13 protein-coding genes are annotated in these 15,042 nt (G+C 45.7%); 9 read left to right on the forward strand and 4 right to left on the reverse strand.

The annotated features are described in order from the left end of the window. Window positions 1-3: 3 nt before the first annotated feature. On the forward strand, window positions 4-1,485 hold the full coding sequence (gene tldD, locus GQ367_RS07180) for a metalloprotease TldD (protein WP_215290298.1): 1,482 nt from the start codon (window positions 4-6) through the stop codon (window positions 1,483-1,485). 204 nt (window positions 1,486-1,689) lie between these two features. Beyond that, window positions 1,690-2,811, forward strand: a complete 1,122-nt coding sequence (locus tag GQ367_RS07185) for a 3-deoxy-7-phosphoheptulonate synthase (protein WP_215290299.1) — start codon at window positions 1,690-1,692, stop codon at window positions 2,809-2,811. A 52-nt stretch (window positions 2,812-2,863) separates the two neighbouring features. Here the strand turns inward: GQ367_RS07185 and GQ367_RS07190 are convergent, their stop codons facing one another. Then, a complete protein-coding gene (locus GQ367_RS07190; protein ID WP_215290300.1) occupies window positions 2,864-3,436 on the reverse strand; it encodes a cob(I)yrinic acid a,c-diamide adenosyltransferase in 573 nt (190 codons plus the stop codon). Between the two features lie 57 nt (window positions 3,437-3,493). On the opposite strand from GQ367_RS07190, the gene GQ367_RS07195 reads away from it, so the two are divergent. From GQ367_RS07195 to proC, 5 genes are read left to right on the forward strand one after another with little or no spacing between them, the layout of a single operon-like run. Next, entirely contained in the window at window positions 3,494-4,987 is a 1,494-nt protein-coding gene (locus GQ367_RS07195) for an FAD-linked oxidase C-terminal domain-containing protein (protein WP_215290301.1), read from the forward strand. Continuing rightward, a complete protein-coding gene (glcE, locus tag GQ367_RS07200) occupies window positions 4,988-6,088 on the forward strand; it encodes a glycolate oxidase subunit GlcE (protein WP_215290302.1) in 1,101 nt (366 codons plus the stop codon). A 1-nt stretch (window position 6,089) separates the two neighbouring features. Next, complete coding sequence (glcF, locus tag GQ367_RS07205) at window positions 6,090-7,385, forward strand: glycolate oxidase subunit GlcF (RefSeq protein ID WP_215290303.1); 1,296 nt, start codon at window positions 6,090-6,092, stop codon at window positions 7,383-7,385. Next, window positions 7,366-8,079: a YggS family pyridoxal phosphate-dependent enzyme gene (locus tag GQ367_RS07210; RefSeq protein WP_215290304.1), complete on the forward strand. Its 714-nt coding sequence runs from the start codon at window positions 7,366-7,368 to the stop codon at window positions 8,077-8,079. The genes glcF and GQ367_RS07210 overlap by 20 nt, the downstream gene beginning before the upstream one ends. Next, complete coding sequence (gene proC / locus GQ367_RS07215; RefSeq protein ID WP_215290305.1) at window positions 8,076-8,924, forward strand: pyrroline-5-carboxylate reductase; 849 nt, start codon at window positions 8,076-8,078, stop codon at window positions 8,922-8,924. Before GQ367_RS07210 ends, proC begins: the two co-directional genes overlap by 4 nt. A gap of 44 nt (window positions 8,925-8,968) precedes the next feature. On the opposite strand, the gene ubiA is transcribed toward proC, so the two are convergent. Genes ubiA through recG form a run of 3 tightly spaced genes read right to left on the reverse strand, consistent with a single transcriptional unit; the run spans window position 8,969 to window position 12,816 of the window. Continuing rightward, on the reverse strand, window positions 8,969-9,817 hold the full coding sequence (gene ubiA, locus GQ367_RS07220; protein ID WP_215290306.1) for a 4-hydroxybenzoate octaprenyltransferase: 849 nt from the start codon (window positions 9,815-9,817) through the stop codon (window positions 8,969-8,971). Continuing rightward, window positions 9,817-10,734 carry a LysR substrate-binding domain-containing protein gene (locus GQ367_RS07225; protein WP_215290307.1) on the reverse strand — a complete coding sequence of 306 codons (918 nt, stop codon included), beginning with the start codon at window positions 10,732-10,734 and terminating at the stop codon, window positions 9,817-9,819. Before GQ367_RS07225 ends, ubiA begins: the two co-directional genes overlap by 1 nt. A 12-nt stretch (window positions 10,735-10,746) precedes the next feature. Further along, window positions 10,747-12,816: an ATP-dependent DNA helicase RecG gene (gene recG, locus GQ367_RS07230; RefSeq protein WP_215290308.1), complete on the reverse strand. Its 2,070-nt coding sequence runs from the start codon at window positions 12,814-12,816 to the stop codon at window positions 10,747-10,749. Between the two features lie 32 nt (window positions 12,817-12,848). Between recG and queA the strand changes: the two genes are divergently transcribed. Both queA and tgt read left to right on the forward strand, forming a co-directional pair. Beyond that, a complete protein-coding gene (gene queA / locus GQ367_RS07235; protein ID WP_215290309.1) occupies window positions 12,849-13,886 on the forward strand; it encodes a tRNA preQ1(34) S-adenosylmethionine ribosyltransferase-isomerase QueA in 1,038 nt (345 codons plus the stop codon). Further along, window positions 13,883-15,037: a tRNA guanosine(34) transglycosylase Tgt gene (gene tgt / locus GQ367_RS07240; RefSeq protein WP_215290310.1), complete on the forward strand. Its 1,155-nt coding sequence runs from the start codon at window positions 13,883-13,885 to the stop codon at window positions 15,035-15,037. Before queA ends, tgt begins: the two co-directional genes overlap by 4 nt. Window positions 15,038-15,042 lie beyond the last annotated feature (5 nt).

Consider the following 15,042-nt stretch of genomic DNA (forward strand, 5'->3'; position numbering starts at 1 on the left):
ATAATGAATTCAACTCTTGCACTAGAAAACCCTCTTCATCTCAGTCGAGCTGATGCTTTAAATATTGCAAAAGAAATTCTTTTGGCGCCAGCAGGTATTTCTGAGCAAGATCTTCAGAAGACGCTTGCGCACATGCACACCCATCAATTAGATGATGCTGATTTATATTTTCAAAGAACCCACAATGAATCTTGGAGTCTTGAAGAAGGCATAGTGAAATCAGGTAGCTTTAGCATTGATCAAGGCGTTGGCGTTCGCGCAGTCAGCCATGACAAAACAGCATTCGCTTACTCTGATGAAATCAGTGCTTTGGCATTAAGAAATGCCGCTGAAGCAACGCGCGTGATCGGCGCTCAACAGAAGAGCACCTATATCAGCCCCAAATGGAACACACCGGCCACCCATGCTTTGTATCAGTCATTCAATCCATTGGACAGTCTTGATGCAAAAGCGAAAATTGCCATTCTTGAAGATATTGAACGCAAAGCCAAAGCCAAAGATCCTCGCATTGTGCAAGTGATGGCCGGCCTTGCTGGTGAATTTGATGTGGTGTTGGTGGCACGTGCAAACGGTGTTCTAGCAGCCGATATACGCCCACTGGTACGCATTTCAATCACAGTGATTGCAGAACAAAATGGTCGTCGCGAAGTGGGCTCATCAGGTGGTGGCGGTCGTTTTGACTATCACTTCTTTGTCAAAGATAAGATTGATCATTGGATTGATGAAGCGGTTCGCTCAGCCTTGGTCAACCTTGAATCACGACCTGCCCCTGCGGGACCGATGACGGTTGTTTTAGGCCCAGGCTGGCCAGGAGTATTACTGCATGAAGCGATTGGCCACGGCCTTGAAGGCGACTTCAATCGCAAAGGATCTTCAGCGTTCTCAGGCAAGATAGGTCAACGAGTTGCTGCCAAGGGTGTCACGGTCGTCGATGATGGAACCATTCCAGGTCGACGTGGCTCTTTGTCTGTTGATGATGAAGGCACACCCACACAATGCACAACCTTGATTGAAGACGGTGTTCTAAAAGGTTATATCCAAGACAGTCTGAATGCTCGTCTCATGAAAATGCCAACGACCGGCAATGCCAGACGTGAAAGCTATGCATCTTTGCCAATGCCTCGCATGACGAACACTTATATGCTGGGTGGCAAAGAAGATCCACAAGAAATTATCGCCAGTATCAAAAAAGGTCTGTATGCCGCTAATTTTGGTGGCGGCCAAGTAGACATCACCAGCGGCAAATTTGTGTTTTCAGCATCCGAAGCCTATTGGGTTGAAAACGGCAAAATTTTGTACCCCGTCAAAGGTGCCACCATCATTGGTAATGGTCCTGAGTCCTTGAAAGACATCAGTATGATTGGCAATGACATGGACTTAGATAGCGGCATCGGCGTGTGTGGCAAAGAAGGCCAAAGCGTGCCAGTGGGCGTTGGCCAGCCAACCCTGAGGATTGACAATATGACGGTTGGCGGAACGGCTTAATCACTAAAGTAAATAAAACTGTGCTACATTAACCCCATGTCTGCAAATAAATTTTATTTCTTTTACTTTTGGTTCTCAGCCCACGGCGGTCGAGAGGCAGAAATTCAAGCATAAATTTCCAGCACTCAAAATAACCGCCGACACTAACGGCGGTTTTTTTTTACAGATTTAAGAATGACGGTAATAGAAAAAGGAGTTAATGAAATGGTTGATAAATCTCTCAGCACAAGAGACAGCTGGTATGCCAGTATTGATAAAACGTCAGAGACTGATGATGCCCGCATTCAAAACATCACGGTGCTGCCACCGCCAGAGCATCTCATTCGCTTCTTTCCTATTCAAGGAACATCTGTTGAGAAATTGATCAGTAAAACCAGAAAGAAGATTCGCGAGATCATGCATGGCAAAGATGATCGTCTTTTGGTGATCATTGGTCCATGCTCTATTCATGATCCAAGTGCAGCAATTGCTTATGCTCATAAATTATTAGAGCAACGTAAAAAGTATGAAGGCGAATTAGAAATCGTGATGCGCGTTTACTTTGAAAAGCCTCGCACAACGGTGGGCTGGAAAGGTCTGATCAACGACCCATACCTAGATGAAAGCTACCGCATTGATGAAGGCTTGAGAATTGCTCGTCACCTTTTGATTGAAATCAACCGCATGGGCATGCCTGCCGGTAGTGAATTCTTGGACGTGATCTCTCCACAATATATCGGGGACCTTATTTCTTGGGGCGCGATTGGAGCGAGAACCACAGAAAGCCAAATTCACCGTGAACTTGCTTCTGGTATCTCAGCACCGATTGGTTTTAAGAATGGCACTGATGGCAATATCAAAATTGCCACCGATGCGATTCAATCAGCCAGCCGCCCACACCACTTCTTGTCAGTTCATAAAAATGGTCAAGTGGCGATTGTTGAAACAAAAGGTAATGGCGATTGTCACGTGATTCTTCGTGGCGGCAAAACTACGAACTACGATGAAGAAAGTGTCGCTAAAGCTTGTAGCGAGCTTGAGGCCTCTAAATTACCAGCTTCATTGATGGTTGACTGCTCTCACGCTAACTCAAGCAAACAGCACGAGCGTCAAATTGAAGTGGCGAAGGACATTGCCGGTCAATTGGCCAAGGGCTCAAAACAAGTGTTTGGTGTGATGGTGGAAAGTCATTTATTTGCTGGAGCACAAAAATTCACTCCAGGCAAAGACAATCCTCAAGAACTCAAATACGCCACCAGCATCACTGATGCTTGCATTGGTTGGGATGACTCTTTGGATGTACTAGAGATCCTTGCGGAAGGTGTTAAAAAGCGTCGCAAGAAGTGATCTGGCAGTTTACTAACTGAGCATTCAACTCAGTCAACAACTAACTAAGCAATCAAGACCCTTCGGGGTCTTTTTTGTGGTTCCACAAAACATCAGTGCCGCCTGCAGCGCGATTGAGTACGCGAGCTAAAACAAACAATAAATCTGAAAGTCTGTTGACGTATTGACGTGGCGAATCATGAATAGGCTCATGACGACCCAATTTCACGATTGAACGCTCAGCTCTTCTACAAACAGTTCTACACACATGAGCTTGGGCTGCTGCACGCGTGCCACCAGGAAGAATGAATTCTTCTAAGCGAGGCAAGCTGGCATTGTATTTTTCAAGCCAAACATCTAGCTGAGCAACCTGCTCTTCTTTGAGCAAGGTGTAGTTAGGAATGCATAACTCTCCACCCAAATCGAATAAATCGTGTTGGACCGTAGAAAATAATTCTTTTAATTCAGTGGCAATTGACTGAGGAATATCTTCAGTGATCAAGACCCCAATTTCTGAATTTAGCTCATCAACGTCGCCCATGGCGCAGATTCTGAGATGGTCTTTATCAACGCGTTGACCATCACCTAAACCGGTGGTGCCAGCATCGCCTGTGCGTGTTGCAATTTGTGTCAATCTTTTACCCATATGACTGATTATAGGGAAATGGCTAGAATAGAGCTAAACCACCGAAAATCGAGACATATGAACACTGTTAACGAGAACTCCGAGGCTTTCATTAAAGCCCGCCAAGCCCATCTGGTTAAGGCTTTGAAGCCTCATTTACCCGAGCACGCCCTACTTTGGGAGCCCGAGGACACAATCCCTTATGAATGCGATGGTTTGGCAGCGTACCGCCAAATGCCTTTGGCAGTTGCCCTCCCAGAAACCGAGGCCCAAGCCGTTGAAGTCATCAAGGTTTGTAAAGAATTACAGGTGCCAATCGTCCCAAGAGGCGCAGGAACAGGTCTTTCAGGTGGCGCCATGCCGATTTCTCAAGGTTTGGTGCTATCACTGGCAAAACTCAAGAAAATCATTCATGTTGATCCTATTGCTAGAACCGCTGTGGTTCAACCTGGCGTTAGAAATTTAGCGATTTCTGAAGCAGTGGCAAAACATGGTTTGTATTACGCTCCAGACCCATCCTCTCAAATTGCCTGTTCGATTGGCGGCAATGTGAGTGAAAACTCAGGTGGCGTGCATTGCTTGAAGTACGGTCTAACACTTCACAACATTCTGAAGGTGCGCGGCATTTTGATGAGTGGTGAAGTGGTTGAGTTTGGCAGCCTGGCACCAGATGCACCGGGATTAGATTTGATCTCAATCTTGGTGGGCAGTGAAGGCATGCTAGCTGTGATCACAGAAGTGACTGTGAAGTTAGTTCCTAAACCACAATTGGCACAAGTCATCATGGCCAGCTTTGACGATGTAGAAAAAGGTGGCAATGCCGTTGCAGCGATTGTTGCAGCAGGCATCATTCCTGCAGGCCTAGAGATGATGGACCAGGCAGCCACCCGTGCTGTGGAAGAATTTGTTCATGCTGGTTACGATGTGAACGCAGCGGCGATTTTGTTGTGCGAATCAGATGGCACACCTGAAGAAGTGGCTGAAGAAATTGAACGCATGACAGCTGTTCTAAAAAACAGCGGCGCTATTCGTATCCAAGTTTCACAAAATGAAGCTGAGCGTCTGAAGTTTTGGAGCGGCAGAAAAAATGCTTTCCCAGCTGCCGGCAGAATTTCTGCTGACTACTACTGCATGGATGGAACCATTCCACGTCAACACATTGCGACATTACTAAAACGCATTCAAGAAATGGAAAAGAAGTATCAACTGGGCTGCATGAACGTGTTTCACGCAGGCGATGGCAACATGCATCCACTCATCATGTTCAATGGAGCGGATGAAGCTGAATGGCATCGCGCCGAAGCATTTGGTAGTGACATCCTAAGAACTTGCGTCGAACTTGGTGGAACCATCACGGGTGAACACGGCGTAGGCATTGAGAAGATCAATGAGATGTGTGTTCAGTTCAGTGATTCAGAGCGCGAACTTTTCTGGAAAGTAAAAGCAGCGTTTGATCCAGATAAATTATTGAATCCTGATAAAGCAATCCCAACGCTTAATCGTTGCGCTGAATATGGTCGTATGCGCGTCACTGGTGGCGTTTTACCTCACCCAGAATTGGAGCGCTTCTAAATGAGTGATCAGTTATTAAAAGGATTTGCAGAGCAAATCCAAGGCGCAGTTCAAGCCAAACAATTATTGCGCATCACAGGCTCTGGCTCTAAGGATTGGTTAGGTGGCGAGCTCAAAGGCACACCTCTATCAACCAAAGACTACCAAGGCGTCGTGAGTTATCAACCTGATGAGCTCGTGATCACAGTCAAGGCTGGCACCCCAATCAAAGAAGTTGAATCAATCCTTGCAGAAAAGAATCAACAGTTCTCATTTGAATCTCCACACTTTGGCGCTAACGCGACCATTGGTGGCATGGTTTGTGCAGGCTTAGCTGGTCCTGGTCGCGTGAGCGCTGGCAACCTCAGAGACTTTGTTTTAGGCGCAAAAATCATGGACGGACAAGCTCAAATCATGAACTTTGGCGGCACCGTCATGAAAAACGTGGCTGGCTATGATGTCTCAAGATTAATGCCAGGTTCATTCGGCACGTTGGGACTGCTACTAGATGTCTCTATCAAAGTTTTACCAAAGCCAGCAGCGAGTGCCACGGTTGCAACTCAAATCACTCAAGCTGAAGCCATCCAGTTAATGAACCTACTGGCCAGCCAACCATGGCCGTTGAGTGCTTCTTGCTGGCAAGGCGATGGCTCAGGCACGCTTCACCTTCGATTAAGTGGCGCCAAAGCAGCTGTTCAATCAGCGATCCAAACTTTTGGTCAAAAATACGGCATGAAAGTCATTGATGATGAGCAAGCCGCTATTTTTTGGAATGATTTAAAAGAGCAAAAAAATACTTGGTTCAATGAGGCAAGCGAATCACCGCTCTGGCGCTTTGCAGTAGCACCTACATCAGAGCCATTAGATTTACCAGGCACAAGCTTGATTGAATGGCATGGTGGACAGCGCTGGTGGAAAGGTCAACTAGATGCAGAAAGTGCGAAGAAGATTGCTTTCAAAGCCAATGGCCATGCAAGTATTTTTAGAGCAAGCAATAAAACCCAAGCAATGCTCAGCTCACTAAAAGACAACCCTTTAACAAGCCCCTTGGCAATCGTTCAAGATCGACTAGTCAAAGCATTCGATCCACATGGCGTTTTTGCAACTGGAAGATTGGCCTAATATGCAAACAGAATTAGCTCCTCAATTTATAGGCACTCCTGATGGCACGATGGCTCAAAGTATTTTGAGCAAATGTGTGCATTGTGGTTTTTGTACAGCAACCTGCCCGACCTATCAGCTACTGGGCGATGAATTAGATGGCCCACGTGGACGCATTTATTTGATCAAACAAATCGCTGAGGGCAAGCAAGCCACTGAAAAAACCAGAGAGCATTTGGATCGTTGCTTGACCTGCCGCAACTGCGAAAGCACCTGTCCTAGTGGCGTTGACTATGGTCACTTGATTGATATTGGTCGCAAATGGGCTGAAGAACAAACCAATCCAAGACCATTCATGGAAAGAATGCTTCGCAAAGCATTGGCCAACGGTTTGACGAATAAAACGCTGTTTGATAATGCGATGCGCATCGGCAGAATCGTCCGCCCTTTGATGCCAGCAGCCATCAAGCAAAAAATCCCTCAAGGAAAAAATCCGGGCACAAGACCTGCGGCTAACTTGAATAAAACCAAGATGCTGATCTTAGAAGGCTGCGTTCAACCAGGCATGCTACCCAACATCAATAATGCAAGCTTCAGAGTGATGTCTCACTTGGGTGTAGATGTTTTGGCAGCTCCTAAAGCGGGTTGCTGTGGTGCCTTGAAGTACCACTTGAATGAACAAGAAGCTGGCTTGAATGACATGCGTCGCAATATTGACGCTTGGTGGCCTTACATCGAAGGAACTGCTCCTGAATGTCAGGGTGAGAAGGTTCAAGCCATTTTAATGAACGCCTCAGGTTGTGGCGTCACCATCAAAGAATATGGTCATATCCTAAAAGATGATCCTATTTATGCCAAGAAAGCACAAGTCATTTCAGATCTATGCAAAGACTTGGTCGAAGTATTACCTCAGTACCTTGATAAGCTTCAAGGCTTGGTTGGAGATCGAGCCAAACAAGAAGGCGTGATTTTCCATCCACCTTGCACTTTGCAGCATGGTCAGAAAATCAAAGGTCAGCTAGAAGCCATGCTTGAAAAGCTAGGCATTAGCATCAACACCTGCCAAGACAGTCACCTATGTTGTGGCTCAGCTGGTACTTATTCAATTTTGCAAGCTGATCTATCCAAACAGCTAAAAGAGCAAAAACTGAATAATCTTCAGCAGGCGGTTACTGATCATCAAGCGCAAAGAATTGTTTCTGCCAACGTTGGCTGTATCACTCATTTACAAAATGAAACAACTCCTGTTGAACATTGGATTGAACTGATTGACTCTCTCATCGAGAAGAACATGGGACATGTCAGCACTTCAAAATAATTTACATGCCATCAAAGAGCGCATCCATCAAGCTGCAAAAGCTTGTGGTCGCTCTGCGCAAGAGATCAAGTTACTAGCTGTCTCCAAAACATTTCCAGCAGAAGATGTCAGAGATGCCTATGATCTTGGCCAAACATGCTTTGGTGAAAACTATGTTCAAGAAGGTGTTGCAAAAGTATTAGAACTAAAGGATTTGCGCTCCAGCCTTGAGTGGCACTTTATCGGTCCGATTCAAAGCAATAAATCGAAAGACGTCGCAGAAAACTTTGACTGGGTTCATAGCATCGATCGCATCAAAATTGCGCAACGCTTAAATGATCAGAGACCCGCTCATTTACCGCCATTAGAGGTTTGCGTTCAAGTGAACATCAGCGGTGAGGCATCCAAGAGCGGCATTGGGCCAGACGAGCTTTTAGATATCTGCCAAAAAATATCGGCCATGCCCCATCTGCACTTAAGAGGCCTGATGAGTATTCCAGAGCCCACGGATGATGTGCAGGCTCAAAGAAAGTCTCACCAACAATTACGTGAGCTTTTAAGCAAACTACAACAATCTACTGCCCTTGATCATCAAAAGGTCCAGTTAGATACTTTATCCATGGGCATGTCTTCAGATATTGAAGCAGCGATTGCAGAAGGTAGTACGATGGTGCGTGTTGGCACAGCAATTTTTGGCAAAAGAACTTATTTATGACTTCATTAGCAAATTTAAAAATCGGTTTTATTGGTGGCGGAAACATGGCCAGCGCTTTGATTGGTGGCCTGATTAATCAGGGAGCCTTGGCAAAGAACATGTTTGTTGCTGATCCATTTGATCAAACACGTCAACGCCTTGAAAGCGATCTTTCAATCATTTGCGCAGCGTCTGTCGATAAATTAGCGCCACACATTGAAAGTTGTGATGTTCTTGTCATGGCTGTTAAGCCACAACAATTTAAAGAAGCTGCTGCTGAGTTAGCACTTGTGCTGAAATCCATCACAAGCAAACCTCTTTGCTTGAGCGTGGCAGCTGGTATTAAAACAGCCGACATGGCCAAGTGGCTTGGTCACCAAAGAGTTATCCGCGCCATGCCCAACACCCCTGCTTTGATTGGTGAAGGCATGACTGGCTTATTTGCCGATAGCAATATCAGTGCTACAGACAAAGCACTTGCAAGCTCAATTTGTGAAGCTGTGGGCAAGATTGTTTGGGTTGATTCTGAAAAACAAATGGACGACATCACAGCCGTGTCTGGCAGTGGTCCAGCCTATGTATTTGCCTTCTTGGAATCTCTTGAGAAAGCCGCCATTGCACAAGGTCTCTCACAAGAGCAAGCACGTCTGTTAGCGATACAAACCTTGCAAGGAGCCGCCAAGCTTGCAGCTCAATCGCCAGAGTCACCAGCAACCCTCAGAGAGCGTGTGACCTCAAAAGGCGGCACAACCTATGCTGCACTGACGGTCCTTGAGCAAGAGTCTTGGGCCAACATCATGATGAAAGCGGTTGCGGCAGCCAGTGATCGCAGCGAAGCCATGGGCGAAGAATTTAGTAAGCAATAAGAACCTACATCAATCATTTCTCTGATTGATGTGCCGCTAGAATTTTAGTAAGCGAAGGCGATGGCTAAAAACAAGCTCATGCCAAACCAATTGTTTCTTCTGAATGCCAAAAAGCACTTTTCCTTCTGACAATCTTTGATCAATTGGAAATAATAAATAGCCAGCAAAAAGGCCAACCCTAAAAAGATCCAAAAGATTGTCGGGAATGCCAACAGCCATCCAAGCACAACAAAGCAAAGAAGGCTGATGCCATAGCAAATACAAATGGCTAAAACATCAAACTGCCCAAACGTGATGGCAGACGTCTTAATGCCCAAACTTAAATCATCATCCCGATCAACCATTGCATAAGCGGTGTCGTAAGCAATCGCCCAAGCGATATTTGCCAGCACCAATAACCATGCATAAGCAGGTATCTCGTTCATAACGGCCGCAAAGGCCATTGGAATGCCAAATGAAAACGCGATACCCAAAATGGCTTGAGGGATTGAGAAAAATCTTTTGGTGAAGGGATAAATAACTGCAATAGCCACTGCAGGAACAGACAAAATCTTTGTGTATGTATTGAGTGGCAAAATCAAGATGAATGCCACAATTGCAAGCGCTGCGGCAACGATCAAGGCTTCTACAGGCTTGATTCTTCCCGCAGTAACTGGACGATCTTGGGTTCTCGAGACATGCTTATCAAAGTCTCGATCAGCGTAATCGTTGATAGCGCAACCGGCGCTTCTCATCAGAAAGCAACCTAAAACAAAAATGATCAGATGAGATGCTTTTGGCTCACCACTCGATGCGATCCATAAACCCCACAAAGTTGGCCACAAGACCAACAAGGTACCAATTGGTTTATCAAATCGAATCAGCGCTAAATAATCAGACAACCTTGAAGCCATTACAAGAAATCCACTCCAGTCATGCCCGATGATTTAATTGCATCGGCCAAAGCATGCATGGCTTTTGTTCTGGCGTAACTTTTACGCCAAGCCAAGACCACGCGACGTTTAGGAATCGGGTCGGCAAATGGAATGTAGCGAATCAAACCATTGCTATTAGCATCCTCAGGGATTGATGTGATTGGCATGATGCTGATACCAATACCACCAGCCACCATCTGCCTGATGGTTTCTAAAGAAGATCCTTCAAAAGTACTGATCTCGCCATCTTTTTGATTTTTCTGCATGTCAGGACAAATATCTAAAACCTGATCTCTGAAGCAATGTCCCTCACCCAATAACAATGTTTTTTGTGACTGCAATTCAGTGTGCTGAATGATCGATAGGGTTTGCCAAGGGTGCCCCTGAGGAACAGCCACCATAAAACCCTCTTCATACAAAGGGAGAACTTCAAGGCCACTTTGCGGAAATGTATCCGCCATGATGGCCGCATCAATATCACCTTGCTTTAAAAGCTCTAAAAGCTTTGTCGTGAAATTTTCTTGAAGGTACAAAGGCATTTGCGGCAAAGCATGACGACATTTGGCAATCAATTTTGGCAACAAATATGGAGCAATCGTGTAAATGGTTCCTAGACGCACAGGGCCTGAAAGAGGGTCTTGACCATGTTGAGCTAGGTGCTTGATGAACTGAGCTTCATCCAATACTTTTTGGGCCTGATGAATGATTGTCTGACCCAAGGCAGTGATTGCTAGCTCAGAACCAGAACGCTCAAAAATCTGAACATTGAGCTCATCTTCCAACTTTTTGACAGCAACAGATAAGGTCGGCTGAGAAACAAAGCAAGCTTCAGCTGCTCGGCCAAAGTGGCGTTCTCTTGCAACGGCAACAATATATCGAAGTTCTGTGAGTGTCATACAGAGAGGATATCAAGCTTTTAGGTATTCAGCACGATTGCCTAACCAACGCAATAAATGCTCCTGAGCAATCTCAGGGTGACTATTGAGGAGCTGCTTGGCTAGCTCTTGAGTTTTTTCAATCAACCAAGACTCTTTTTGTAAATCAATGAAGCGCAACATCGCATCACCTGATTGCTTTGAACCCAGTAATTCACCCGGTCCGCGCAAAGCCAAATCTCGCTCGGCAATCACAAAACCATCCTGGGTCTCCTTGAGAGTTTGTAAACGCTCTTTCGCTGCCATTGACAGCTCTGGGCCATACAACAAAATACACACGGACTCTGCTGAACCTCGCCCAACTCGACCCCTTAATTGATGAAGTTGCGAGTAACCAAATCTTTCTGCATGCTCAATGATCATCAATGAGGCATTTGGCACATCAACCCCCACCTCAATCACAGTGGTGGCCACCAATACCTGGATATCGCCTGCAGCAAATGCTTGCATGACAGCATTTTTCTCAGCCCCCTTTAAGCGACCATGCACCAAACCAATGGCGACCCCAGGCAAAGCCTCTTGAAGCGCCGCATGAGTCTCTACCGCTGTCTTTAATTGCAAGACCTCAGACTCTTCAATCAAAGGACACACCCAATACACTTGGCGCCCTTTATTTAATTCAGACACCAAACCCGAGACCAACTCTTGACGACGTTCGTTTTTAACCAGCTTGGTGACAATCGGAGTTCTGCCAGGTGGCAATTCATTGATGACAGACACCTCTAGGTCAGCATAAAAAGTCATCGCCAGTGTTCTTGGTATCGGCGTTGCAGACATCATCAACTGATGACAATCAACTTCAACATCATCAATCTTTTGCTGTAAACGTAAACGCTGCTTGACCCCAAATCGATGTTGCTCATCAATCACCGCAAACCCTAATCTTGCGAATTCAACACCCTCTTGAATCAAGGCGTGAGTTCCAATCACTAACTGAGCCTCACCATTACAAATCAGCTCTTGAGCCTCTCGCTTTTCTTTGGCCTTCAGAGAGCCCGTCAACCAAGCGATCTTCACACCCAAAGGCTCAAGCCAAGTTTTTAATTTGCGGTAGTGTTGTTCTGCGAGTATTTCTGTTGGCGCCATGATCGCTGCTTGATAGCCATGATCAATGCAATGCAAAGCAGCCAAAGTGGCCACCACCGTTTTGCCACTACCAACATCTCCTTGCAAAAGCCTGTTCATTGGATATGACTCGCCCAAGTCTTTCAAAATATCCAGCCAAGATTGCTGTTGAGCATTGGTCAATTGAAAAGGCAATTGCTTTAAAAATTTCTCCAGCACGCCACCTTTGACGGCCTTCTCGCTCATGCGCACCGCTTGACGAGCCAAACGCTTTTCACGAGCCTGCAAAAGAGATAACTGCTGAGCCAGCAACTCCTCTATTTGAACCCGTCTCCAAGCAGGATGATGACGATCCTGAATCGCTGCCAAATCATCAGACTTGCCTGGCTGATGCAGGGTATTCAGAGCGCTCCACAAACTTGGAATTTCCAAACCAACAAAAGTGCTTGCCATGACTTCTTTAGGCAAAAGATCTTTTAAATGTGACTGCAATTCATCATCTTTAAAGGCCTTGCTGATGGCTTGGCGAATCACATGCTGACCAACACCTGCCACGGTTGAATAAACGGGCGTCAAGGTGCTTGGCAAGGGGGTGTCAGGGCTCACTGCTTTAACACCTGGGTGAACCATCTCAGGGCCATAAAACCCATCTCTGATTTCACCCCGAACCCTCAAATTAACACCAACCGCCATTTGCTTTTGCTGGCTGGGGTAAAAGTTCAACCATCTCAGAAATAACTCATCACCATGTTCATCCCTGATCACCACCAATAATTGCCTTCTGGGACGGAACAAAACCTCCTGCTTGATCACTACCCCCTGAACCTGAAAGGTCAATCCACCAAAAGTACCAATAGCCTGGGCAATCGTTGATAATTTGGTTTCGTCCTCATAACGAATAGGTAGATGTAAAACGCAGTCCAAGCTGGAGTGCAATCCTAGCTTTTCTAATGAAGGTGAACTGGCTTTTTTGGTCATTGATAAAATCTTTATATTCCCATGGTACAGCGATGCGTCTTTCAGACTTTAATTACAACCTGCCGCCCGAGTTAATTGCTCAAAACCCACTACCGAATAGAACGGCTAGCAGGTTACTCGTTCTGGAAAATCATGCTGCAGACATCGTCATTAAAGATCAACAATTCACTGATTTGATTGATTTGTTAAATCCCAATGACTTATTGGTATTCAATGATACAAAAGTTATCCCAGCCCGTTTGTTTGGCAAAAAGGAATCTGGTGGCGCTGTTGAAGTCTTCTTAGAAAGAATCACTGGTGAAACCACAGCGGTTGCCCAAATCAGAGCTTCAAAATCACCAAAACCTGGCAACAAGATCATCTTGGGTAGCGATGATGAGCCTTTTGAAATAGAAGTCATGGGTCGCCCTGATGACTCAGACAATCGCTTCTATGAGATTAAATTCTCATCCCCATGTTTATCCCTGCTAGAAAAACACGGACAACTACCACTACCTCCCTACATCACCCATGAAGCAAATGCTGATGATTTAGAACGCTACCAAACCGTCGTAGCCAAAAATCCTGGTGCAGTTGCTGCCCCAACCGCAGGCCTTCACTTTGATCAAGCAACTTTAGACAAGGTCATGGCCAAGGGAATCAAATACACCACCCTCACCTTGCACGTTGGTGCTGGAACCTTCACGCCTGTTAGAACTGAAGATTTATCTGAACACAAAATGCACAGTGAGTGGTTTTCTATTCCAACAGAAACACAAGAACTCATCAAGCAAACCAAATCGGCAGGTGGAAAAGTGATTGCGGTGGGCACCACCAGTTTGAGAGCTCTTGAGTCATCAGCTGCATTTGGCATCCAAGAGGGTGAAACAAAATTGTTCATTACCCCAGGTTATGAATTCAAAGTGATTGATCAATTGATCACTAACTTTCACTTACCCTGCTCAACCTTGCTCATGTTGGTCAGCGCCTTTGCTGGGGTAGAGCCCATCAGAAAAGCTTATGATCATGCCATTCAACAACAATATCGCTTCTTCAGCTATGGCGATGCAATGCTACTCACACGTCAATGAATTCATTTAACTTCAAACTTCTCAAAAAAGATTCTCGAACGCATGCCCGCCGAGGCGAGCTAACCCTCACGCATGGCAAAGTTCAAACCCCTATTTTTATGCCGGTTGGCACCTACGGCACGGTCAAAGGAATGACACCACGAGACCTCGAGGAAGCGGCTGCGCAAATCGTTCTTGGCAACACCTTTCATCTATGGCTAAGACCTGGTCTTGATGTGATCGGTAAGCATCAAGGCTTACATGACTTCATGGGTTGGAAAAAGCCTATCTTGACAGATTCTGGTGGTTTTCAGGTATTCAGCTTAGGTGCTTTGAGAAAAATCACAGAAGAAGGCGTTGCCTTTGCGTCTCCAGTGAATGGCGACAAGTTATTCATGTCCCCTGAAATCTCAATGGATATCCAAGCGGTATTGAACAGTGACATTGCGATGCAATTTGATGAGTGCACCCCTTACGAAACTAATGGCATCACCACTGACGAAAAAACTGCTAAGAACTCACTAGAACTATCACTCAGATGGGGTGAGCGTTCTATCCGCAGATTCAGAGAACTCAATACAGGCAATGCTTTGTTTGGAATCGTGCAAGGCGGGATGTTTGAACACCTCAGAGACGTTTCTTTGGATGGGGTCGCCAATCAAGATTTTGACGGTATTGCCATTGGCGGCCTATCAGTGGGAGAGCCAAAACCAGAATTTGAAAGAATTTTGAGCCACATTGGCCCCAAGCTACCTGAAAACAAACCTCATTATTTGATGGGCGTTGGCACCCCTGAAGATTTGGTTTTAGGTGTGAGCCAAGGCATTGATATGTTTGACTGCGTGATGCCAACCAGAAACGCAAGAAATGGTTGGTTATTCACCCGATTTGGCGACTTAAAGCTCAGAAATGCAGCCTTCAAAGACGATACCCGCCCTTTGGATGCAAGCTGTGGCTGCTACACCTGCCGCAACTTTTCAAGAGCCTATTTGCACCATTTACAAAAAACCAACGAGATCCTTGGGGCACAGCTCAACACGATTCATAACATCCACTATTACATCAATCTAATGAGCGAAATTAGGCAATCCTTAGATGAGGACCTATTCCCTGAATTTATTGAGGAATTTCATAAAAATAGAGCTTTGGGCGTCCTTGAGACTACAGGGTAAAATCA

Source organism: Polynucleobacter sp. MWH-CaK5 (genome assembly GCF_018687615.1).
GTDB lineage: Bacteria > Pseudomonadota > Gammaproteobacteria > Burkholderiales > Burkholderiaceae > Polynucleobacter.

Bases quoted from the DNA above. Each gene is read 5' to 3' on its own strand.
- tldD (WP_215290298.1), top strand. From the start codon at position 4: ATGAATTCAACTCTTGCACTAGAAAACCCTCTTCATCTCAGTCGAGCT.
- GQ367_RS07185 (WP_215290299.1), top strand. From the start codon at position 1,690: ATGGTTGATAAATCTCTCAGCACAAGAGACAGCTGGTATGCCAGTATT.
- GQ367_RS07190 (WP_215290300.1), bottom strand. From the start codon at position 3,436: ATGGGTAAAAGATTGACACAAATTGCAACACGCACAGGCGATGCTGGC.
- GQ367_RS07195 (WP_215290301.1), top strand. From the start codon at position 3,494: ATGAACACTGTTAACGAGAACTCCGAGGCTTTCATTAAAGCCCGCCAA.
- glcE (WP_215290302.1), top strand. From the start codon at position 4,988: ATGAGTGATCAGTTATTAAAAGGATTTGCAGAGCAAATCCAAGGCGCA.
- glcF (WP_215290303.1), top strand. From the start codon at position 6,090: ATGCAAACAGAATTAGCTCCTCAATTTATAGGCACTCCTGATGGCACG.
- GQ367_RS07210 (WP_215290304.1), top strand. From the start codon at position 7,366: ATGTCAGCACTTCAAAATAATTTACATGCCATCAAAGAGCGCATCCAT.
- proC (WP_215290305.1), top strand. From the start codon at position 8,076: ATGACTTCATTAGCAAATTTAAAAATCGGTTTTATTGGTGGCGGAAAC.
- ubiA (WP_215290306.1), bottom strand. From the start codon at position 9,817: ATGGCTTCAAGGTTGTCTGATTATTTAGCGCTGATTCGATTTGATAAA.
- GQ367_RS07225 (WP_215290307.1), bottom strand. From the start codon at position 10,734: ATGACACTCACAGAACTTCGATATATTGTTGCCGTTGCAAGAGAACGC.
- recG (WP_215290308.1), bottom strand. From the start codon at position 12,816: ATGACCAAAAAAGCCAGTTCACCTTCATTAGAAAAGCTAGGATTGCAC.
- queA (WP_215290309.1), top strand. From the start codon at position 12,849: ATGCGTCTTTCAGACTTTAATTACAACCTGCCGCCCGAGTTAATTGCT.
- tgt (WP_215290310.1), top strand. From the start codon at position 13,883: ATGAATTCATTTAACTTCAAACTTCTCAAAAAAGATTCTCGAACGCAT.